Here is a 21,443-nt window from a genome sequence, read left to right on the forward strand (position 1 = left end):
GCGGCGTACGCCGACGGGGTGTCGGTGTACGCCGCCCGGGGTGGAACGCGCTGCGGGAGGTCGTCCGCTGTCGTGGCGGTTATTTCGGGTCGCGGTTGAACTTCGAGGTCGACCAGAGGTAGCCGAGCACCGCAAGGCCCAGGCACCAGGCGACGGCGAGCCATCCGTTGTTCCAGTCGACCATCGCCGGCGCCCGCGGCGTCGCCCAGGTCGCCGAGACCGCGCGGCAGGGCGTCGGCATCCTCGGCCGCGACACCCCGGCCGGCGCCCGCCTCGAGAACATCGCACGCTTCAGCGACTTCATCAGCGAGAGCATCACCCGCGCCGCGGAGCAGGCCCGCGAAGTCCTCTCCATGAAACCCGAAACGGCCTCAGGCGGCACTGCCGAGCCGAGTGCAGATCGCTGAGGCCGTCATGACGGAGGCCGTCCTGATGGCGACAGTCACGGGAGCGCCAGGTGGTCCAGCCGGACGGCCGCACCTCTCTGGCCAGTAACGGAGCCACCCCCGTCCCGGGCCTACCGGGATGGGGGTGGGGTGCATACGTTTGTGTCCGGCATGCGCCTCGAATCGAGGCCTAGCGAGCGGTCCCGAAGTCCTGGGTCCAGTAGCTGTTGGGCTGGGCCAGGCCGACGCCTATCTCCTTGAAAGCGCAGTTGAGGATGTTGGCCCGGTGGCCGGGGCTGGACATCCAGCCCGCCATGACCTGCTCGGGAGTGGAGTAGCCGTAGGCGACGTTCTCGCCGTAGGTGCTCCAGGTGTAGCCGGCGCGGGTGATCCGGTCGCCGGGAGAGGAACCGTCGGACCCCGTGTGCGACATGTTCTGGTGGTCCGCCATGTCCTGGCTGTGTGCCTGCGCCACCTTGGTCAGGGTCGCGTTCAGGGTCACGGCCGAGCAACCGACCTTGGCGCGCTCGACGTTGACGAGCGCCACGATGCGGGCGGTGACGCCGGACGCGGTGGCGGTGGCCTTCGGGGTGCTCGGCGCGGCGGGAGTCGCGGAGGCGGGGGCGGTCGCCCCGGGAGCGCTGTGGGATGCCGTGACACTGGGCTTCGGCGGGGTGATCCGGTGCGCGCTCGGAGATCCGGTCGGCGTCTTCGACGGCACGGGAGCGGGCTCGCTGTTCCCGTCGTTCTTCCAGTGGTGAGCCCAGTGGTGAACGCGGTGGTGCTTCCGGTGGTGAGTCCGGTGATGATCACCGTTGGCGTTGGCGTTGGCGTTGGCGTTGGCGTTGGCGTTGCCGTTCGCGCTGACCGTGGCGTTCGCATTCGCGTACTGCTGCCAGTCCGGGGTCGCGTAGGTCCCGGGGCCCTCGGCCTGGTTCGCTCCACTGTCCTGCCAGTCGCCGCAGGCCATGGCGACGGTGGGTACGCCCACGGCGCTCAGGACCACAGCGGCCATGACCAACCGCCGGTAGTGCTGCTTCTTGCGATGCTTCGCCATGCGTGACCTCACCGGTAGTCGCCGAGCGCCGCCCGTCGCGGCATGCTCTGCGGGGACTCCGCTCCTGAGCTGCGGAGACTTCCTGTGGGTCGTCATTCTTAGAAGGGCTTCACAGTGAGTGCAAAGCCCCTTCGTACTACTTTGCTTCGTAGATCCGCACGGCCCTTGCCAAGGGCGGGGGAGCGTGCTGGCCCGGCTCGCGCAGCCCGTAGCGAGTGCTGTCGCCCCGTCAGAAACCCTTCGGCGGCGAGAGAACGGGCGAAAATGCCGGGCCGATGGAATGTCGTCATGCCGGACGTGGCAGATGTCTGCGCCAAGACGGACAAATCCCATATGTCGTCAGAGCGGTATCTACTATTCGGCACGCTCAGCCGTCGGAGGCGGCGTGATGGATGTCACGGAACCAAACCCTCCGGTTCTCGTCGGCGGCCCACAGGGCGATCTGTGTGCGCGAGCGAAGGCCCAGCTTGTCGCGGACCTTGTCCAGGTGCGTGGCGACCGTATGCACCGAAAGTCCGAGTTCCCCCGCGATCTGCCGGTTGGTCAACCCCGCCGCGACGAGCTCGACCACCATGAACTCCCGGGCCGTCAGCCGCCACCGCGCGTCGACGGCCCCTACGGAGCCCGCCCTCCTCCGGACGCCGTCACCGCTCCTCGTTCGGAGGGCGTATGCGACGAGCCGGTCCCCGCGCAGCCGGTGTGCGCCGACGACGGCGGCCTCCCGCGCCGCCGCCGAGAGCACGGTCCTCGCGCGGGCCGCCGCCTGCTCCATCCTGCGCCGCCAGGGTGCCTCGGGCTCGGTGTCCAGCCGGCGCCGTGCCTGCGCGCTCGCCTCGTACAACCGCAGGGCGCGCTGCATGTCGCCGCTCTCGGCGGCCACCAGAGCCAGGCCCTCCACGGGGTACAACGCGTGGAAACTCGCCCCGGGGGCGATGTGCAGCACTTCGGCGAACAACGCCTCGGCGCTCTCCAGATGCCCCAGAGCCAGTCGTACGGCCCCGGCGGTGTGCAGCGCGGCCGCGGTACGGGGCCAGGGCGCGTGCTTCCTGAGCACTGGAAGGCACCGTGCCATCAGTTCGTCGGCCTCCCGCTCCCCGCCCGCCTGGAGCAGTGCCCAGGCCAGGTGATGGGTGCACCACGCGACGTCCTGGGGAGTTCCGAGCGGGGCGACGACCTCCAGGCACTCGCGCAGATCCAGGACGGCCTCGGCGAACTCACCGCGGCACAGCCGCGCTGCCGCCCGGGCGTCGAGTGCGTTGGCGAGTCCGGCGGGCTGGTGCCGCATCCGCTCCAGGTTCACCGCCTGCTCGCCCAGGGACAGCGCTCGGTGCGGGTCGGCCTGCTGGCAGGCCACCCGAGCGGCGAGCGCGGGCACCTCCCCGCCGCGGGCGTGGCCGTCGGCTTCCCGCAGCAGTCCGGTCAGCAGTGCGCGCGCGGCCGACGGCTGCTCCTGCTGGTAGTGCACCCGGGCCAGTTCCAGTGTCAGCCGGGTGTACGCGGCCTTGTCGTGGCCGGTGGCGCAGGCCAGGACCGACGCGAGGTTGTCCCGTTCCGCCGCCAGCGGGCTGCTCGCCTGGTCGGCGAACACTTCCCCCCGGCCTCGCTCGGCCAAGGCGTCGAGCCACGCGAGGGCTCGTCCCAGGGTGGCGTCCAGCTCGCCGGCTGTGTGCAGACGTTCCGTGGCGTAGGCGCGGATGGCACTGAGCTGCCTGAAGCGTGCGGGCGACGAATCCCCCGGCAGCCGTACGATCAGTGACTTGGCCTCCAGGGCGCACAGCAGGGGAAAGACCTGACGTGCTCCGATGCCGTCGCCGGCACACACCGTCCGCGCCGCGGCCACGTCGAACCCGCCGACCAGGACCGCGAGGCGCCGGAAGACGGCCTGCTCCGCCGGATCCAGCAGCCGGTGGCTCCAGTCGACGGCGGCGGCGAGCCCGCTGTGGCGCCCGGGGCCGGTTCTGCTTCCGCCGGTCAGGAGGTCCAGCTGGGACAGCTGGTCGTCCAGTCCCGCCAGGATGTCACTCGGCGCGAGGGTGCCGACGTGGCGGGCCGCGAGTTCGACGGCGAGGGTCAGGCCGTCCAGCCGGCGGCAGATCTCGGCGACCAGGGGGCCGTTGCCCCGGTCGAGCGCGAATCCGGGTGAGCGGTGTGCGGCGCGTTCGACGAACAGCCGTACGGCGTCCGCCCGCAGGAGGGCCGTCACGTCGTCTCCGGCATCGATCGGCGGCAGGGACAGTTCGCCGACCCGGAACACGGTCTCTCCGGGCACCCGCAGAGCCTCGCGGCCCGTGGTGAGGATCCGCAGCCGGGGGCAGCGGCCCAGCAGGGTCACCACCAGCCGGGCGCACGGCTCGGCCAGGTGCTCGCAGTTGTCCAGGACCAGCAGCCGGGAGGCGTCGCCGATCGCCCGGACCAGAACGTCGACGCCGGTGCGACCCGCGCGTTCGCCCACGCCCAGCGCGGCGGCCACGGACTGCGTCAGCAGCGAGCCGTCCTGCAGTGAGTCGAGCTCCACGAGGTCGACCGGGGCGTACCGGTTGGGTAACCCCCGGGCGAACTCCAGCGCCAGCCGCGTCTTGCCCACACCGCCGGCACCGGTCAGCGTGAGCAGACGGGTGCTCCTGAGCAGGGTGCGCAGGCGCGACATCTCCTGCTGCCGGCCGACGAAGGAGTCGAGCGCCGGCGGCAGGACGCGGGACCGGGCCGCCGCCGTCGAGGTGGCGGACGACGCGGTCGGGGAGGCACCCGACGGGGCTCCCTGCGCCCCGATGGCGTGCCGTGCCGCAGTCCGCAGCCTGAGCGCCCGTTGTCTGCAGGCGTTGGAACAGTACCGAGCGGGCCGACCGCCGTGCGGTCTCGTGATCAGCGCCGCACCGCATACCTCACACGTTCGACTCCGGCTCATCCCCGTTTCCTGGCCGCCCGTTCCCGCGACGAAACCATGCGACGGGAGTGGGCGGTCGCACTGTGCGAGCGGTGACCGGAACCGTCGCGGGGGTTCCGGCCACCGCTCTCGGACGAGCGTCAGGGGGTGGCGGTGGGGTCGATCCCGAGCACGACGGTTCCGGTCACCCCCTTGGCCAGGTCGCTGCCCACCTGGGTGATGGTCAACAGGGTCGAGGATCCGCCGTTGCGGTAGATGCCGTCCCTCGCGTTGAGCGTGCGCGTGGTCGTGTTGGTCCGGTAGGGGGACAGGGCGGCGACCTTGGTGTTGTACGTCTCCGGGAAGTAGAGCTGGCCCGTGTGGGAGACATGGCCTCCGTGGTACTTCCCGTTGGAGACGGCGCCGCCCGCATGCGTCTTGACGTGGATGTGGAGGGCCCGGCCGACGTACCAGCCCGGGTAGACGGTGGTGAACTCCGCGACCCCGGAGGCGTCGGTCAGCTGCACACCGCGCAGGAAGGTCGTGTCCGGGGTGGAACCGCCGGCGACGTAACCGGAGTAGACCCCGAGCGCGTCACAGTGCCAGACGTCGACCGCCGTGTTGGGCAGCACGGCGCAGGTGGTGCTGTCCACCACCGTGACGCGGAGGGTGAGCGGAACGCCGGCCTTGCCCTCGGTGATGTTCTTGCGGACCGTCTCCAGGTCCAGGTAGTACGGCCCCTCGGTCTGCTCGGGCGTGAGAACGCAGGCGGCGGCGAGCCCGGGCCGGCCCACGGTGTGCGGACCCGCGGCCGCGGCCTGCGTGGCAGCGAGGCCCAGTGCGGCCACGCCGAGCGTGGCGCCGCCCAGGGTGGCTATGACGGATCTGCGCGTCGTGCCCGCCGGACCGACGGCCGGCTCGGGAGCGCGGTGCGGGTCCGTGGCGTTGTGGTGGGGGGTGTCAGTCATGCAGCGACCATGGCGCGTGCGACGCTCCACGGGATCGCTCGGACGAGCGATGAATCAGGGCGCGTTACGAAACCCGCGACGGCCCTTCCGGCGGATCTCAGGGCAGACGGGGCGCGTCCCGCGGTGCGGTGGGCAGAGCGAGGTGTGCGAGATCGCCGGGCGGGGACGTGGTCACCGGCCACAGCGGAGCGGCCTCGCCGTCGGCGAGCGCGGCCGGCGCGTCGGTGAGGTTCATGCGCTCGCGCAGCCGGCCGTAGAAGTCCATGGGTCCCAGCCGGACCGCCTTGAGCCGGCGCGGAGCGGCGTAGACGCCGATCCAGTCCCCGGGGTTGAGCACACCGCGCACCTGGCCGTCGATGCTGACGGCGGCCTGCCCCGAACGTTCGAGCACACGGAATGCGATGGGCTCGTCCGGGGCGGCCACGACCGACCGGTTGAACGTCATGTGGGGGGCGACCGGCGTGAAGACCAGGCCTTCCGCGCGGGGCGAGACGACCGGACCGCCGGCCGCGAAGCTGTAGGCGGTCGAGCCCGTGGGCGTGGCCACCAGCAGCGCGTCGGCGGAGTACGACGCCAGGAGCCGTCCGGCCAGATAGACGCCGACCGACACCTGCCGGTCCCGGGCCAGCTTCTCCACCACGACGTCGTTCAGCGCGGTGACGTTCAGGGCGACACCCCAGTCGTTGCCGACCTCGCACTCCATGCGCACGCGGGGCGGCGGCAGGAGCGGTCCGCGCCCGTAGCGCATCAGCGACTCCATGTGCTCGGGCACCTCCAGTCGGCACGACGCCCGCAGGGTGAGGAGCATCCGGCTCTCGACGGTGATCCGCTCCTCCCGTACGGCGTCCAGCGCCGCACGCACCGCCGTGGCGGGTACTTCCGTCAGGAAGCCGACCCGTCCGAGGTCGACACCGAGGACCAGGGCGTCGTTCTCGGCCGCCAGCCGGGCACCGCGCAGGAAGGTTCCGTCGCCGCCCAGGGTGACGATGAGGTCCGGATCGCCGCCGGCGTCGAGCTCCTCCCGGGCGCTGTGCCGCTCGCCCTCCTGCCACACGTCGATGTCCGTACACCCCACGGCGTGCTCGGCGCACCACTCACGTACGGCGCCGGCGGCAGCGACGGCCTCCGCCCGTCCGCCGTGAACGACCAGGCCGACACGGTTCACCGTCATATCCGCCTCCCAGCCGGCTCGCCCGGAGTGCCATCCTCACCAGGAACCCAGTCTGCGCCCCGCAGCCACGCCGCGGGGGCTCGTCGCCCGGCCCCGCCGCGGGCTTCCGTGCCGATCCGGCCCGGTTCCGGTCACGGGCACGTCACAGGTGATCCACAGCGGAACCCCTGGTCAGATGGCTCTGTCTCCATTCGTGAGCACCGGCTCGAAGCCGGTCGACCCAACGCACTTCCGACATCGGGGGACCCATGCAGCACCGAAACACCATCCGCGTCACCGCGTCGGCGATGGCCGCGATCGCGGCCGCGCTGTCGCTCACGGCCTGCCAGGCAGGCGGCGAACCGGCGGCCGAGGCGTCGTCCAAGGCACCGACGAAGGCCGCCGCTTCCCCCACGGCGAGCTCTCCCACGGCCCCGGCCACCGAGACCTCGCGGCCCTCCACGGGCGGAACGTCGACCCCTACGGGTGCCCCGGCCTCCCCGGCGTCCGACACCTCGGGCGGCACCGCGCCGACGTGTCCGGGCACGTCCCTGGAGGCGTCGGCGTACCAGGCAGCCAACCGTCCGGCCGGCACCGGCACCGGCGCGGCGATCGTCGAGTTCACCAACACCTCCGGGAAGGCGTGCACGCTCAAGGGCCACCCGTCCGTGGCCGGGGCGGGCAACGGCTCCCCCGAGCACAACCGCCCGCTGTCGGTGACCCCCACGGGATCCGCGTCGAGCGTGCGGCTCGCGCCGGGCCGCAAGGCATGGGTGAAGCTGACCTTCGTACAGGTGCAGGGCGAGGCCGACGGCTACTGCAAGTCCGGCGCCAACCCCGTCGTGTACCCGACGCTGGTGGTCGGCCTGCCCGGGTCGGGGGCTCATCAGGTCGCGCTGTCGGACGGTGAGGTCGCCGAGTGCGACGACACGGTCACCGCCACGGCGGTCTCGGCGGCGAAGCCCTCCTGACCCCTGCCCCCTGCCCCTGGAGCACGCCGCCCCCGCCGAGCGCCGGGGGCGGCACCCCCGACGCGTGCCGTCAGCGGGCCGGCGTGGCGGACCTGACGGCTCCGTCAGTGGGCCGGCGTGGCGGACACGGCGGCTCGGGCCGCGCGTTCCACCAGCGCGACGCCGTCCTTCATCGACGTGTTGCCGTCGGAGAGGACCGCGACGAGGTACTGGTGTCCGCCCGTCGTGATGCGGCCGACGCTGTTGACGTCCCACAGCCCGGTCGTGTTGCGCTGCAGCCAGCCGTTCTTCAGCGCCGACCCGGAGCCGGCGGCCGCCGAGACGCCCCAGGACTGGTCGGCGGCGACACGGCTCATCAGCGTGCGGATGTAGGTGCGGGACGTGTCGCTCAGCGCCGGCGTGGAGTCCGCCTTCGGGGCCTGCCCGGTGCCGAACACCGCGCCAAGGAGCCGGATCTGGTCGCTCGCCGTGGTCCTGGTCAGACCCCACTTGGCACCCGGGCCGCCCTTGGTGGACGTGAGCCCCAGCCGCTTGTTCGCCGCCTGGAGGCCCGGCGCGAGACCGATGCGCCGCCAGAGGGCGTTGGCCGCCGCGTTGTCGCTGTGCTCGATCATGGCCTCCGCCTGGGCGCGCTCCGGCGCGGTGAGGGCGTGGCGGGAATCCTGTGCCTGGAGCAGCATCGAGGCGAGGATGTCGACCTTGATGATGCTCGCCGTGTCGTAGGGCATGTCGTCGCCGTACACCGCGGGTATGCGGCCCGTGCCGTCCAGGTCGAGCACGGCGGCCGTCACCCGCTCCTTGCCCTTCGCCTGCACCGACGCGAGGAAGCCCGCCGCGCTGGAGCCGGACGGCGTCGACGCCGCGGCCGCCGGCACGGGGCTCATGGCGCCGGCCCCGAGCAGCGTCGACACCGCGGCCGCGAGCAGGCCGCAGACCGCCGCGCGCCTGCGCCGGGGGCCGCGCCGTCCCGGGCTTCGCGGGTGCGACAAGGGGCGGGTTCGGTACGCCATCGTGAGGGGCCTCGGCAGTTCGGGGACAGGGGACACAGAACTGCGAACGTAAACAAAACACCCGCGCCGCGAAGTGACCGGTGCCACGGCGGACCCCTTTGGGCCTGAAATGTGAGCAGAACGACAGAAACCGAACGTGACCGATCCTCGCGCGACGTGACACCGGTACGGCTCCTCAGGGGACGACCATGGCCGGCGCCCGGCGCCGGGCGTTCCGACGACGCTCCCGCTCGACAGACCGGGGGATGCCCGGTCAGGAAATCACCCCTTGCACATCTGCGGCCCAGTCGCAGCCACGGGGGGACAATGTGACCAGAGAGGCACACCGGGCTCGGGAGGCGTCATGAGCACATCAGCGGAGCCGAGGGTGTCCGGCCTTGAGGTCCGGTCCATCGACTACGTTCCCCTGGACGAACGACACGGCAAGCTCTGGCATCTGGGCCCGCTGTGGTTCATGTCCAACGCCCAGATCGCCACCCTGGCGGTGGGGCTCGTCAGCATCACCGAGGGCGGCAACCTCATCTGGTCACTGCTGGCCATCGTCGCCGGCACCCTCATCGGCACCTTCTTCATGGCCTTCCACTCGGCCCAGGGCCCCCAGCTGGGCCTGCCGCAGATGATCCAGTCGCGGCCGCAGTTCGGCTATGTCGGCGCCCTCCTGGTGTGGCTCTTCGCCTATGTGCAGTACGCGGGATTCAACGTCTTCAACAGCATCCTCGCCGCCGACGCCCTGCACACCACGGTGCACGGCAGCGTCAAACTGTGGGTGATCGTGGTCACCGTGATCGCGCTGGTCATCGCACTGGTGGGCTACGACATCATCCACAAGGCCGAGCGCATCCTGACCTACACCTTCCTCGTCATCTTCGGGATCTTCACCGTCGGCGTCCTGCTCACCCTGCACTACCCGCCCGGCTCCTTCGACCTCGGCGCCTTCAAATGGACCCCGTTCCTCGCCCAGTTCGGCGTGGTCGCCGGCTACCAGATCAGCTGGGCCATCTACGTCTCGGACTACTCGCGCTACCTCCCGCCGGACGTGACCGTCCGCAAGACCTTCTACTGGACGTACTTCGGCTCCGCGCTCGGCGGCATCTGGCTGATGGTGCTCGGCGCGCTGCTGGCCGCCTGGGCCGGCAAGAACTTCGACACGATCGCGTCGATCAACGCCGCGGGCGACAAGGTGTTCGACGGATTCGGCGCGATCGTTCTGCTCTTCTCCGCACTGGGCCTGGTGTCCGTCACGGCGCTGAACATGTACGGCGGTTCACTGACCCTCATCAGCGGCATCGACTCGTTCAAGCGGGTGCGGCCGACGCTGGGCGTACGCCTCGTGACCATCGGCCTGACCGCGGCGCTCTCCCTGGTCGGCGCGCTGGCCGCGACCTCCAACTTCCTGAACAGCTTCGAGAGCTTCCTGCTGCTGGTCCTCTACCTGTTCATCCCGTGGACCGCGGTCAACCTCATGGACTACTACGTCGTGCGCCGCGGGCACTACGCCATCGCCGAGATCTTCAATCCGAACGGCATCTACGGGCGTTGGGGCTGGCACGGCATTATCGCGTACCTGGTGGGCTTCGCCGCCATGGTCCCGTTCTTCTCCGTCGGGACCCTGTACGTCGGCCCCGCCGCCAAGGCGCTCGGCGGAGCGGACATCTCCCTGTTCGTCGGACTGCCGGTCTCCGCGGCGCTGTACTGGTGGCTGACGCGCAAGATCGACGTGGAGGCGGAGACACGCGTGGCCGAGGCCGAGGCCGAGGCACTGGAGCAGGCGGCACACGAGCACCGCGAACCCTGACTCACCCGGCCCGGTCCCGATCCGGTGGGCGGGGCTTCAGTCATGACCCCGCCTTCAGGGCCTGAGCATCCGGTCCTGCTCCACCGGGGGCGTGCCGCCGTACCAGGGCAGGGGCTTGCCGAAGCGAGCCAGTTCGCCGTAGAGCGCGGGATCCACGCCGTCGGTGAACACCACGTCGAGCACTGCGCGGGCGGCCTCGGCGGGCGACTGGGCCTGGCTGTAGTCGCTGAACCAGGGGCGGGAGGTGGCCGTGTCCACCATGCCGGGGCAGACGGCGGCGATCAGGGTGTGGGTGGTGAGGTCGTGTTCGCGGCGCTCGGCGGCGACCGCGCGGACGGCGGCGACCTGAGCCACCTTGGAGGGCACGTTCAGCCAGCGAGGCCAGCCCGCATCCTCCGCGGTCCCGTTGTGGACGGCGCCGCGCCAGGACTCGACGGCGTACTCCACCTGCTCCAGGCTCGCGCCGTCGAACAGGTGGTGCAGCCGCGGATCCAGATGGCCGAGGGTGCCCAGGCTGCTGGCCACCACGAGCAGCCGGCCGCCCGGGCGCAGGACAGGCCCGAAGGAGCGCAGGACCGCGTGCGTGGCCGTGTTGGAGACGTCGATGAACTCGTCGGCGCGCTCGGCCTGCGACTCCTCGGGCAGTACCCGGGCGACCGCGTTGGAGATCACCACGTCGACCCCGCCGTACTGCCTGTGGAGTTCGCCTGCCAGGTGATCGATGGCGACGGTGTCGGTGACGTCCAGGACCCGGCCCCGGACCTGGCTGCGGGTGCCGGGCAGTCGGGCCACCTCGTCGGCGGCCTCGGCCACGCGCTGCGGGCTGCGGCCGGTGAGCAGCACCAGGTCGTCGGGGCCCATACGGGCCGCAAGCCCTTCGACGAGCGCACGGCCGAGCCCCTGGTTGGCGCCCGTGACGAGGGCGATTCGCGAAGCATTCATGCAGGCCACGCTAGAAACCCACCTGGCATGAGTCCAACGAAAGTCCGGCACCGCTAGTATGCGCAATCGTCATGGACTTCACCGATGTGTCGCTCACGGCGCTGCGCGTCTTTCGCGCGGTGACCGAGCAGGGGACCTTCACCGCGGCCGCGGCCTCGCTCGGCTACACCCAGTCGGCGGTCTCCCGACAGATCGCCGCGATCGAACGGGCCGCGGGCGCCGAACTGCTGGAACGCAGGCGCGACGGCGTACGGCTCACCGCGGCCGGCCGTGTCGTCATGCGCCGGGCGACGGTCGTGCTCGCCGAGATCGACGCGACCGCACGCGAACTGGCCGGTCTGCCCGGGCAGGCCGGGACGGTCCGGCTCGGCTGGTTCCCCAGCGCCGGAGCCGTCCTGGTGCCCAGGGCCCTGACCGCGCTGCGCCGCACGGACCCCGGCCTGCACATCACCGGCCGGGAGGGCACCAGCACCCCCGCCCTGGTACGCGCCCTGCGCGCCGGCAGCCTGGACCTGGCCGTGCTGGCGTCGGTGCCACCGTTCCGCCCGCCGGATGCCGAGTCGCCCCCGCTGGCGCTGCAGACGCTCACCGAACGCGCCCTGTGCCTGGCGGTGCCCGTCGCCCACCCGCTCGCCCGCGGCGACTTCGTCGACGTGGCCGACCTGCGCGGTCAGCGCTGGATCGCCGGCTCCTCCTCCGGGGAGGACCGGCTGATGGGGGTATGGCCGGGCCTGGACGAACGGCCCGAGATCGCCCACACCGCCCGCGACTGGCTGGCCAAGCTCCACCTCGTGGCCGCCGGCTGCGGACTGACCACCGTGCCCGCCGCGCTCGCCCCCGCCGCGCCGCCCGGCGTACGCGTCCTGCCGGTCCGCGGCGGCCCCCAGGAGCAGCGCCGCCTGCTCCTGGCCCGCCTGCCGCACCCACCGACCGCAGCGGTCACGCGTGTGGCGGCGGCCCTGCGCGCCGCAGCCCTGGACATCGACACACCGGCCCGGGCCCTGCCGAGCCCCTGACCTGCCGACCCCTTGACCATCAGCCCCGACATCCGCGGCCGCCCCGCGCGGTGCGCGCCCGTCGGAGGCGCGGACCGGCCATGCAGTGGGACGAGCCACTGCGCTCCTTCGGCGGGGACGGAGCGACGTCAGGCCGGTTCGCCCCGCCAGGAGCCGTCGCGTTGGGCCCAGCGCACGGCGGGCGCCACGGCGAGCCCGGCCCCGGCGAACACGACCCCGAGCACCGCCCAGCCGAGGGTGCCGTGGGCGATCGCGGTGACCGTGACCAGCGCCGGTCCCGCCATCATCCCCGCCGACATCCCCGCGCCGAACACTCCCTGGTACACGCCGTGCGCGCGAGCGTCGGCGAGTTCGTAGCCGAGCGTCCAGCCCCCCGCCGCCGACAGCACCTCGGCGAGGACCTGCACCACGGCACCGGCGGTCAGCGACAGCACCGCCCACACGGGGGAGAGGCCCGCGGACAGCGCGTACACCGCGCAGGACCCCGCCAGCAGCAGCCCCGCCCAGCCCATCGCCCGTACCGCCCTGGGCACTTGGGAGGCACGGCGGGCCACCCGCACCTGGAGGAGCGCCACCAGCACACAGTTGACGATCATCAGCAGAGCCGCCGTCCAGCGCGGCGCCTCGGTCCGTTCCACGATCCACAACGGCAGCCCGACCTCCGACAGCGTGTACTGCACGACCAGCACCGCGTTGAGCACGGTCACCGCCAGGAAGGGCAGATCACGCACCGCCCGCCACCGGTCGGCGGCCGGGGCGTCGACGTCCAGGGCCACACGCTCACGCGCATGCGCCGCCAGCGGCAGCCGCGGCAACAGCAGCGCGGGACCGGCGAAGGACAGGGCGTTCAGCACGATCACCGTCATGTACGCGGCGCGCGTGTCCAGTTGCAGAGCGACCGCGCCCAGCGCACCGCCCAGACCCATCCCGACGTTCGTCACCATCCGCAGATACGCCCGGGCCTCCACCCGCGTCGCCGCGGGCAGCACCTCGGCATACAGCGCGCCCTGCACCCCTCGGCTCGCCATCTGGAGCCCGGTCGCGCAGATCACCGCCACGAGGAACCCGGCGTAGGAGTGCACCAGTGTGTACGCGGCCGTGGTGATCCCCGTGCCGCCCCACAGCAGAGCCCCGACCCGCCGGGCGCCCCACCGGTCCGCGGCCCTCCCGGCGGGCAGCCCGGCGGCGACACCCACCAGGCCCGCGACCGTCAGCCCGAGCCCGACCGCGGTCGCGTCCAGGCCGACGATGCGCGTGAAGTACAGGACGCCGAGCGGGAAATACAGGCCGTTTCCAAGGGAGTTGACGGCGGTCAGGAGGGTGGCGAGACGGAGCGCCGCGTCGGCCGGCAGGAGCCCGCCCGCGCGGGTGGCGCGGAGCGCCTCGGTACTGCCGTCCTGGTCGGGGTCCCGCGAGACTGGTGTCGTGGTCATGCCCGACAGCCAACCCGTCCCCGCTCACGGCCGACAATGATTTAGCGTGGCGCTCAATGATCGAGTTCCGCTTCGTCGTCGACGACCTCGCTACCACCTCCTTCGCCTACTCCCCGCTGCAGGAGGCGGTGTTCTCGCTGCGCTGTCTGCACGACCCGGCCCGGTACCCGCACCACCGGCCGTGGCTGCGCCGCATCCGCCCGCGCCTTGAGTCCCTCGACCGTGAACTGCTCACCGCCCTGATCGCCCCCTGGCTGTGGGTGCCCGACTTCCTCACTCCGCGCCCGGCCCGTGCCCGCCCCGTCTTCGCCGAGGAACTCGACGAGGTCCGCCGCACCCCGCCGCAGGTCGTCACCGCCGACTTCCACGCCACCTATCGCACCGGCGACGCGCTCCCGCCGGTCGTCGCGCGGGGCATGGCCGACCCGGCGGCCTTCCTCGCCCGCCTCGCCGACGCCCTCGACGCCTACTGGCACACCTGCCTCAGCGACGGCTGGTGGCCGCGGGTGCACAGCATCCTGGAGGCCGATCTGGCCCATCAGGCACGGGTGCTGGCGGAGCAGGGGGCGGCGGCGCTCTTCGCCGGGCTCGACCCGCGGCTGGTGTGGACCGGCGACCAACTGCTGCTGACCCGCACGGGCGACACGGCCCCCTGGCCGTCGGCCGACATCCGCATCGCGGGCCGCGGCCTGGTGCTGATGCCGACCCTCTTCGCCCGCGGCGCCCAGACCGTGCTGGACGCGTCACGCCCACCCATGCTCATCTATCCGGCCCGCGGCCGTGCCACGCTCTCCGAGGCACCGCCACCGGTCACCGACCGCGCTCTGATACGACTCCTCGGTCGCCCCCGCGCCCGTCTGCTGAGCCTGCTCGCCGAACCGGCGTCCACGACCGAACTCGCCCACCGCCTCGAGGTCACACCGGGAGCGGTCAGCCAGCACCTGGCCGTCCTCTACGACGCGGGCCTGCTCAGCCGCACCCGCAGCGGCCGTACCGTCCGCTACGCGCGCACCGCCCTGGGGGACGAACTGTGCCGTTAGGGTCGGTCCGGCCGATCAGGCCGGCTTCGGGCAACGGTGCGTTGTCGCTACGGGGGAGCGGGGCACGGTGCGTCCAGCGGCAAGGCGGACGAACGCAGCCCGGCGTGGGGGAACCGGCAACCGACGACAACAACGCCGCGGCCGGGCGTGCCATGCCCCGGCGATTCCGGCATGAGCCGCCGGACAGGCCTGGCGCCTGCCCGCCGGCGCGGACTTGAACGAAGGACCAAGGAGCGACCGGGCCGCCGCGACCACGCCAACGTGCTGCCCGGCGCCCGGGTCGCCCGGGAGGCGGGCGCGGTCGTCACGGACGCCGACGGCCACCGTGGACATCCCCCTGGGACAGCTTCCTCGTAGCGGCCCGCACGTCCCACGGCCGGCTGCTGCGGGCCCTGTCGGACCGGCCACGGCGCGCTCGGGACGTCGCGCGCCAGAAGCGGCCCGGCGTCGCTCAACGCAACGCGTCCATGCGCTGGGTGCCGATGACCGACAGCAGTCGTAGCGCCTCCTCGGACGGCGAGCCGGGGGCGGCGGTGTAGAGCACCACCTGCTGGTCCCGGTCGGTGATGTCCAGGACGTCGCAGTTGACGGTGACCGGGCCGACCAGCGGGTGCGCGAAGGTCTTGCGCAGGGTCGGCTCGGGGGACACGTCATGGGCGGCCCACAGCCGGGCGAACTCCTCGCTCCCGTCGAGGAGTTCCTCGACGAGTCCGGCCATCTCGGGGTCGTCGGGGTAGCGGGCGGCGGCAGCACGCAGGCGCCGGGCCGAGACGCGCGCGAAGGCGCCCGCGTCGGACACCCCGTACAACCGCCGCCCACCCGGGCGCGGCCCGAGGAACACCCGGCGCACCAGATTGCGCTCGCGCCGCGGCACAGCCGAGAAATCCTCCATGAGGGCGGCCGCCAGCTCGTTCCAGGCGAGCACCTCGAACATCGCGGACGTCACGATCGCGGCGGCATGCGGCAGCCGGCCCAGCAGATCGAGGATGCTCTGCCGCACCTCGCGCGCGGGCCCGGGCGGCGGGCCCGGCGGTGCGCCGGCGAGGTGGTGGAGATGGTCACGCTCGGCGTCCGAAAGGCGCAGCGCCCGGGCCAGCCCCGTCAGCACCTCGCGCGACGGTCGCGGCCCGCGTGCCTGCTCCAGCCGCGTGTAGTACTCGGTCGAGATGAAGGCCAGGTGCGCCGCCTCCTCGCGCCGCAACCCCGGGGTTCGGCGGCGCGGCCCGGCGGGCAGCCCCGCCTCGGCGGGAGTGATCCGCTCGCGCCTGCTGCGCAGGAAGGCCGCCAGTTCTCGTCTGTCCACACCCTCAGTGTGCGCGGGTCGCGTGGAGCGTATCCAGGTACCGCGGGTGCCTGGATACGCTCCAGGCACCGGCGCAGGCTCGCTGCCATGAACGACACACCCACCACCGACACACCCACCCCCACCGCCCAGGGCCTGCTGGCCGGCAAGGTCGCCTTCATCACCGGTGCCGGACGCGGTATCGGCGCCGCCGCAGCCCGGTTGTTCGCCCGGGAGGGCGCCAAGGTGCTGCTCGCGGCCCGGACGGAGGACCAGCTGAAATCAGTGACCGAGGAGGTCCGGGCTGCGGGCGGCACCGCGGACCACGTGGTGTGCGACCTGGCCGACCCGGTGAGCGTCCGGGCCGCCGTCGACCGCGCCGTTGACCTGTACGGCCGGCTCGACGTGGCCTTCAACAACGGCGCGACCATCCAGCGGCCCGGCCCCATGGACCAGCTGCCGGAGGCCGACTTCGACCACGTCTACGCCGTGAACCTCAAGGGCGTCTGGGTCGCCCTCGCCGCCGAGGTGGCCGCCATCCGGGCCACCGCCGGGACGGGGGCCATCGTCAACAACTCGTCCATCGGTAGCCTGAGGGGCAACCCCGAACTGCCCGCCTACGGGGCGATGAAGCGGGCGGTCAACAGCCTCACCGAGTCGGCCGCCGTCACCTACGGTCCGGAGGGCATCCGCGTCAACGCGATCGCTCCCGGCGGCACACTGACCGAGATGATCCGGACGTGGGAAGCGGAATCGCCCGGGCTCCTCGAGCGGCTCAAGGCGCTCACCCCGCTGCGCCGGGCCGCCGACCCCGACGAGATCGCCCAGGCAGCGGCCTGGCTCCTCAGCGACCGCTCCTCCTTCGTCACCGGCACGGTCCTTCGAGTCGACGGCGGGGCGCGGGCCTGACGGCGGCTTCCGCCCACGGCGCCCTGTGACTTCCCTCCTTGCGATCGCCGGCCGGTGCGACGAACCTCTCGTCGAACGGGTCTGCGAGGAACTGTTATCCGGGGCTCGGCGAGCGGTCTCCCAGATATCGGACAGCACCGTTCGGCATCGAGGACAGGGAAGCTTGAGATGAGTACACAGCACGCGGTGGAGTCTGCGGCACTGGTGACCGCTGCCCGGGCGGGCGACCCGCAGGCCCAGGACGCCCTGGTCAGCGCGTACCTCCCGCTGGTCTACAACATCGTGGGGCGTGCTTTGAACGGCTCGGTCGATGTCGACGACGTGGTGCAGGAGACCATGCTCCGTGCCCTGGACGCACTGGGCGGTCTGCGTACCCCCGAAAGCTTCCGCTCCTGGCTCGTGGCGATCGCGATGAACCGGGTGCGGGCGCACTGGCAGGACCGGCAGTTCGCTCCGGGCACCGTGGAGGAGGCCGAGGAACTCGCGGATCCGGGCGCGGACTTCGTGGACCTGACCATCGTGCAGCTGCAACTGTCCGGCCAGCGCCAGGAAACCGCGCGCGCCACCCGCTGGCTGGAGCCGGACGATCGGGGTCTGCTGTCGCTGTGGTGGCTGGAGTGCGCCGGCGAGCTGACCCGCGGCGAGGTGGCGGCGGCCGTGGAGCTGTCACCCCGGCACACGGCGGTCCGGGTGCAGCGGATGAAGGCGCAACTGGAGGCGGCCCGCGTGGTGGTACGGGCCCTCGACGCGCAGCCGCCGTGTGAGGAACTCCGGGGCGTGCTCGCCTCGTGGGACGGCCGGCCCTCGACCCTGTGGCGCAAACGAATAGCCCGGCACGCCCGCGGCTGCGTGCGCTGCTCCGGGCTGTGGAGCGGTTTGATGCCCGCCGAGGGACTGCTGGCCGGCCTGGCCCTGGTCGCGGTCTCGACCGCGCTGCTGGCGAAGACGCATCCCGCCACGGGCGCAATGGCCGCGGCCGGCTCGGCGTCACGACGGGACGCCTCCACGGGCCGCGCCGTGACGAGCTCCTCGTCCGGGCACCGCGCTTCCCGCGGCCGGGCCGCTTCCCGGGGCGAGGCCCGTCGGCGCCGGCGCATCCGGCGCCGGGCCGTCGGCGGCGCCGTCGTGGCGGCCTGCGTCGCGGGTGGCGGCCTCGGGTACTTCGGGACGGACTCCGGGGCGGGGAACGACGGGGCGACCGCCGCACGGAACGCCGGCGATCGCGTGGTCGACCTCTCCGCACCCCGTACCGTCGAGACCTCGCAGCCGGCCTCGGCCTCTGCGACGCCGTCCGCGTCGGCGTCGAAAGAGAACGGCGTTTCCCGCAAAGCCCCCCACCCCGCGAAGAAGAGCGCGTCGTCTGCGGCACCCTCCGCCCGCTCCACGCGGAGCGCGTCCAGCACACCGCAGGTGCGGCCGACTCCCTCGGACACCGTGGCGCAGGTGGTCGAGCTGGTGAACAAGGAGCGGGCGGCGGCCGGTTGTGGACCCCTCACCGAGGACGCGCAACTGGAGAAGGCGGCGCAGGGCCACTCCGACGACATGGCCGCACGGAACTTCTTCGACCACACCAACCCGGACGGCGCCGACCCCGGCCGGCGGATCACCGCCGCGGGCTACCGCTGGTCCACGTACGGGGAGAACATCGCCCAGGGCCAGCAGACCCCGCAGGCCGTGATGGACTCCTGGATGCACAGCCCCGGCCACCGCGCCAACATCCTCAACTGCTCGTTCAAGGAGATCGGCGTGGGCGTCCACCGCGGCTCGGGCGGCCCGTGGTGGACCCAGGACTTCGGCGCAAAGCTCTGACACCGCCGCAGGTACGGCCCACTCGGCAGGTGCGGCCCACTCGGCGTGGAGTTCCGTGGCTTGGGGGCCGTGGCAGAGGACGGCAGGCGCGAGCCGTGAACCGTCCCTCTGCCAAGCGCCTTTCTCCGTCCGGCAACAGCTGTACCCACGCCCGCACCACGCCTGGGCACGGCGCATGGGTCCCGTCGCCGGCTCGCCCCTGCGCCGTCCTGCTCATGCACAGGGCTCCCGTACCGAGGTCAGCCGGATGCGTACCAGCTTCGCCGTACCGTGGACGACCGCGTCGTCATCGTTCGATGGCGGTCATGGTGCCGCGGGTACGCTGAGCGCGATGTGGCCCCCCGAGGAACGGGACCGACCTGATGGAACTCGTCTTCTCCAGCCGTGTGATCGAGTGGCGAGGGCCGTCGCCCTATTACTTCGTCCCCGTGCCGGACGAGGAGTCCACGGACATCCGCGAGGTGGCCGCGATGGCCACGTACGGCTGGGGCGTGATCCCTGTCGAGGCCCGGATCGGAGAGATCACCTTTACGACGTCGCTCTTCCCGAAGGACGGCTGTTACCTGCTGCCCCTCAAGAACGCGGTGCGCAAACCGCAAGGCCTCGCGGAAGGTGACGATGTGATCGTGAGGATGGCCGTACGCATGGCGTCACGGACTCCCAGTGGGGCGTGATGGCGAGTGTCTTCCAGGGCCACACCAGCACCACGGCCGTGGCCCGGCACCCGGCCATCGGCCCCGGCGCCGTCTCCCGGCTCGTCGACCACCTGATCGCCAAGGGGCTGATCCGGCGCGAGCCGGACCCGGTCTCCCGGCGCACCGTGCTGATCGTGCTCACCGACCGGGGCCGCGCCCGGGTCCCCCTGCTCGCCGAGCTCGCCGACCGCAACGACGCCTGCTTCTTCGCCTCACTCGAGGCCACGCAGCGAGAGCAGCTCGAGAGCTGGATCCGCCGGCTCGTCAATGAACACCCGTTCCCACCGATCCCGCCGACTGGTCGACGTGGGTCGTGGTCACCATCCCTCGAGCCCACGGCGACCGCGACTGGTGGGCCATGGCGACCCCGGGCTACGGCTGCACGCCGACGCCCCGTTCGGCGTCCTGGACCACGACTACCTGGGCGACACCCCGTCCTGGCAGGTAGCCACCGGCGTCGTCCCCAACGGCGACGGCGCCGAGTTCATGATGACCTTCTCTCGGTCGCCGACCTTCAGCGACCAGTTCTTCGACGAGCAGCTCGCGTTGGTCGACACGGAACTGTCCACCCAAAGCAGTCCTGGAAACCCAGGCGCGACGCGGGGTGGGAAGGCTTCGGCGCCTACCAGTAGTGGCGTCGGCCGGCGACCGCGTGGCCCATGGAGCCCAGGATCCACAGGATCGCGCCGATCACCACGAGGATGATGCCGATGGTCCACAGGATCGAAATGCCGGTCAAGAAACCGACGATGAGCAGGATGATGCCGAGGGCGATCATGATGTGCCTCCCTGCCGATAGCAGCATTCCTCCTGTTCTAGTGCCCCGAAGTAGCGCTTAATCTCACTTGCGGCCCGGAAACCTTCGAGGGAGACGGTTCGTAACTGGATGCACCGAGCGATTACTATCGGTAATCGGGAATGAGTCGCAGCGCGCGCAGGGCGGCGCCGAGGTCGGCGAGGGCGGCGGGGTCGGTGAGGGAACGTCCCGTCAGCTTCTCCACCCGCCGGAGCCGGTAGCGCACCGTGTTCGGGTGGATGAACAGCCGGTTCGCCGTGTTGGCAGTGACGCCTCCGGCCGTGAACCAGTGCCCGAGCGTCTGCAGCAGCCGTGCGCGCTCGGGCGCCGGCAGTTCCAGGAGCGGACCCAGGACGGCCTCGACCAGGCGTGCAGCCTCGGCGGGAGCGGCGGCGACCAGCATGGCGAGGGGGTTGTCGTCGAAACGGGCCACGCCCGGCCCCTCGCCGGGCAGCCCGGTCAGCGCCAGACGGGCGAAGCGCAGCGCCTGCGGTGTGTCGCGCAGCGAGTCGAACCGGGGGCTGACCCCCACCCGCGCGGGACGGTGCCGCAGCGCCCGACCGCTCACCGTCTCGGCGTCGGGATGGGCCAGCGAGAGCAGCCCGAGCTGCTCGTGCGGCAGCAGCCGCCAGGCCGACGGCACACCGGCCTGGCGCAGGGCCGCCTCGATGCCGGGCAGCGGCTCCCCACCCGGATCGGGCACGGCGGCGGCCACGACCGCGTAGGGGCCACGCTCCGGCAGGCCGAGTTGCCGTGCCGTCTCCCACAGCGTCGTCCGGTCCGCGAGGGCACCCGTGAACAGCGCCTCGACCAGAGCCGAGCGGCGCGCCTCGCGTTGCAGGGCCAGCTCGGCGCTGGCCTCGCGGTAGGCCGCCGCGACCGCCTCCGCGTAGCGGCCGAACTGTGCCCAGATCTCCGACGAACCCGCCACCAGATGGGTGTCCGTGACCTCCGGATGCCGTTGGGCCTCGTCGACCATCTGCGCCCACAGGTAGCCGAAGCCGATCCGGTAGGCGTGCAGGGTGTCCGCGAGGGGCACTCCCTGCTCGGCCCGGAGCCGACCCGTCTCCTCCGCGGGCCGCACATCGGGTTCCGCGTCGAGCGCGAAACGCCCGAGCAGCTGGTCGGCGTTGGCCGTACAGGACTCCCACAGCGAAGCGAACGGAATCAGCGACTCGTCGGCGTAGGACTCGACCTCCGCACGGATGCGCCGCGCCATCCGCTCACCCAGTTCCGGCAGCCGCACCCGCAGCGCCGCGCTCACGTCGGACAGACTCATATGCGCAGCGTACGAGGTGCTTTTTGTCCCGCGGCACAATCC

18 protein-coding genes and 2 pseudogenes are annotated in these 21,443 nt (G+C 72.2%); 9 read left to right on the forward strand and 11 right to left on the reverse strand.

Translation table 11 applies throughout. From position 1 onward, the window contains the following. Positions 1–79: 79 nt before the first annotated feature. Positions 80–172 (reverse strand): annotated as a pseudogene (locus ACFZDC_RS24350) (ABC transporter permease); the annotation flags it as partial. Between ACFZDC_RS24350 and ACFZDC_RS24355 the strand changes: the two are divergent. Next, positions 171–407, forward strand: a pseudogene (locus ACFZDC_RS24355) (MarR family transcriptional regulator); the annotation flags it as partial. The pseudogenes ACFZDC_RS24350 and ACFZDC_RS24355 overlap by 2 nt on opposite strands. Before the next feature lie 169 nt (positions 408–576). Here ACFZDC_RS24355 and ACFZDC_RS24360 read toward each other — a convergent pair. The 4 genes from ACFZDC_RS24360 to ACFZDC_RS24375 form a co-directional block, all read right to left on the reverse strand. Continuing rightward, positions 577–1,443, reverse strand: a complete 867-nt coding sequence (locus tag ACFZDC_RS24360; protein ID WP_391327025.1) for a CAP domain-containing protein — start codon at positions 1,441–1,443, stop codon at positions 577–579. A 367-nt stretch (positions 1,444–1,810) separates the two neighbouring features. Beyond that, on the reverse strand, positions 1,811–4,090 hold the full coding sequence (locus tag ACFZDC_RS24365; RefSeq protein WP_391327027.1) for a LuxR C-terminal-related transcriptional regulator: 2,280 nt from the start codon (positions 4,088–4,090) through the stop codon (positions 1,811–1,813). Between the two features lie 377 nt (positions 4,091–4,467). Next, a complete protein-coding gene (locus ACFZDC_RS24370) occupies positions 4,468–5,274 on the reverse strand; it encodes an intradiol ring-cleavage dioxygenase (protein ID WP_391327029.1) in 807 nt (268 codons plus the stop codon). A 97-nt stretch (positions 5,275–5,371) separates the two neighbouring features. Then, complete coding sequence (locus ACFZDC_RS24375; protein ID WP_391327031.1) at positions 5,372–6,445, reverse strand: NAD(+)/NADH kinase; 1,074 nt, start codon at positions 6,443–6,445, stop codon at positions 5,372–5,374. Between the two features lie 248 nt (positions 6,446–6,693). Here ACFZDC_RS24375 and ACFZDC_RS24380 point away from each other — a divergent pair, with 248 nt between their 5' ends. Further along, positions 6,694–7,395 (forward strand): DUF4232 domain-containing protein, encoded by a 702-nt coding sequence (locus ACFZDC_RS24380; RefSeq protein WP_391327033.1) that lies wholly within the window; start codon positions 6,694–6,696, stop codon positions 7,393–7,395. 104 nt (positions 7,396–7,499) lie between these two features. Here ACFZDC_RS24380 and ACFZDC_RS24385 read toward each other — a convergent pair whose 3' ends face one another. After that, positions 7,500–8,405, reverse strand: a complete 906-nt coding sequence (locus ACFZDC_RS24385) for a serine hydrolase (RefSeq protein ID WP_391327034.1) — start codon at positions 8,403–8,405, stop codon at positions 7,500–7,502. A 343-nt stretch (positions 8,406–8,748) separates the two neighbouring features. On the opposite strand from ACFZDC_RS24385, the gene ACFZDC_RS24390 reads away from it, so the two are divergent. Continuing rightward, positions 8,749–10,200: a cytosine permease gene (locus ACFZDC_RS24390; protein WP_391327036.1), complete on the forward strand. Its 1,452-nt coding sequence runs from the start codon at positions 8,749–8,751 to the stop codon at positions 10,198–10,200. A gap of 54 nt (positions 10,201–10,254) precedes the next feature. Here ACFZDC_RS24390 and ACFZDC_RS24395 read toward each other — a convergent pair whose 3' ends face one another. Then, positions 10,255–11,142: an SDR family NAD(P)-dependent oxidoreductase gene (locus tag ACFZDC_RS24395; protein ID WP_391327037.1), complete on the reverse strand. Its 888-nt coding sequence runs from the start codon at positions 11,140–11,142 to the stop codon at positions 10,255–10,257. Between the two features lie 71 nt (positions 11,143–11,213). On the opposite strand from ACFZDC_RS24395, the gene ACFZDC_RS24400 reads away from it, so the two are divergent. Next, positions 11,214–12,158 carry a LysR substrate-binding domain-containing protein gene (locus tag ACFZDC_RS24400; protein WP_391327039.1) on the forward strand — a complete coding sequence of 315 codons (945 nt, stop codon included), beginning with the start codon at positions 11,214–11,216 and terminating at the stop codon, positions 12,156–12,158. 128 nt (positions 12,159–12,286) lie between these two features. On the opposite strand, the gene ACFZDC_RS24405 is transcribed toward ACFZDC_RS24400, so the two are convergent. Continuing rightward, complete coding sequence (locus tag ACFZDC_RS24405; RefSeq protein WP_391327041.1) at positions 12,287–13,591, reverse strand: MFS transporter; 1,305 nt, start codon at positions 13,589–13,591, stop codon at positions 12,287–12,289. A 56-nt stretch (positions 13,592–13,647) separates the two neighbouring features. On the opposite strand from ACFZDC_RS24405, the gene ACFZDC_RS24410 reads away from it, so the two are divergent. Continuing rightward, positions 13,648–14,631 carry an ArsR family transcriptional regulator gene (locus tag ACFZDC_RS24410; RefSeq protein WP_391327043.1) on the forward strand — a complete coding sequence of 328 codons (984 nt, stop codon included), beginning with the start codon at positions 13,648–13,650 and terminating at the stop codon, positions 14,629–14,631. Between the two features lie 451 nt (positions 14,632–15,082). Here the strand turns inward: ACFZDC_RS24410 and ACFZDC_RS24415 are convergent, their stop codons facing one another. Further along, complete coding sequence (locus ACFZDC_RS24415; protein ID WP_391327045.1) at positions 15,083–15,934, reverse strand: helix-turn-helix domain-containing protein; 852 nt, start codon at positions 15,932–15,934, stop codon at positions 15,083–15,085. 87 nt (positions 15,935–16,021) lie between these two features. Between ACFZDC_RS24415 and ACFZDC_RS24420 the strand changes: the two genes are divergently transcribed. The 4 genes from ACFZDC_RS24420 to ACFZDC_RS24435 all read left to right on the forward strand — a co-directional run bounded on the left by ACFZDC_RS24420 (position 16,022) and on the right by ACFZDC_RS24435 (position 19,958). Further along, on the forward strand, positions 16,022–16,822 hold the full coding sequence (locus tag ACFZDC_RS24420; protein WP_391327047.1) for a glucose 1-dehydrogenase: 801 nt from the start codon (positions 16,022–16,024) through the stop codon (positions 16,820–16,822). Positions 16,823–16,990: 168 nt separating this feature from the next. After that, complete coding sequence (locus ACFZDC_RS24425; RefSeq protein WP_391327049.1) at positions 16,991–18,631, forward strand: sigma-70 family RNA polymerase sigma factor; 1,641 nt, start codon at positions 16,991–16,993, stop codon at positions 18,629–18,631. A 362-nt stretch (positions 18,632–18,993) separates the two neighbouring features. Further along, the gene (locus ACFZDC_RS24430) at positions 18,994–19,305 is read left to right on the forward strand and encodes a DUF1905 domain-containing protein (RefSeq protein WP_391327051.1); all 312 of its coding nucleotides are present in this window, start codon (positions 18,994–18,996) and stop codon (positions 19,303–19,305) included. After that, entirely contained in the window at positions 19,305–19,958 is a 654-nt protein-coding gene (locus tag ACFZDC_RS24435; protein ID WP_391327053.1) for a MarR family transcriptional regulator, read from the forward strand. The genes ACFZDC_RS24430 and ACFZDC_RS24435 overlap by 1 nt, the downstream gene beginning before the upstream one ends. Here ACFZDC_RS24435 and ACFZDC_RS24440 read toward each other — a convergent pair. Beyond that, positions 19,949–20,104: a DUF6131 family protein gene (locus tag ACFZDC_RS24440; RefSeq protein WP_258782539.1), complete on the reverse strand. Its 156-nt coding sequence runs from the start codon at positions 20,102–20,104 to the stop codon at positions 19,949–19,951. The genes ACFZDC_RS24435 and ACFZDC_RS24440 overlap by 10 nt on opposite strands. 124 nt (positions 20,105–20,228) lie before the next feature. Beyond that, positions 20,229–21,401, reverse strand: coding sequence for a helix-turn-helix domain-containing protein (locus ACFZDC_RS24445; protein ID WP_391327055.1), 1,173 nt, complete (start codon positions 21,399–21,401; stop codon positions 20,229–20,231). Positions 21,402–21,443: the final 42 nt, after the last annotated feature.

The sequence above is a fragment of the Streptomyces sp. NPDC007905 genome (assembly GCF_042959345.1).
Lineage (GTDB): Bacteria > Actinomycetota > Actinomycetes > Streptomycetales > Streptomycetaceae > Streptomyces.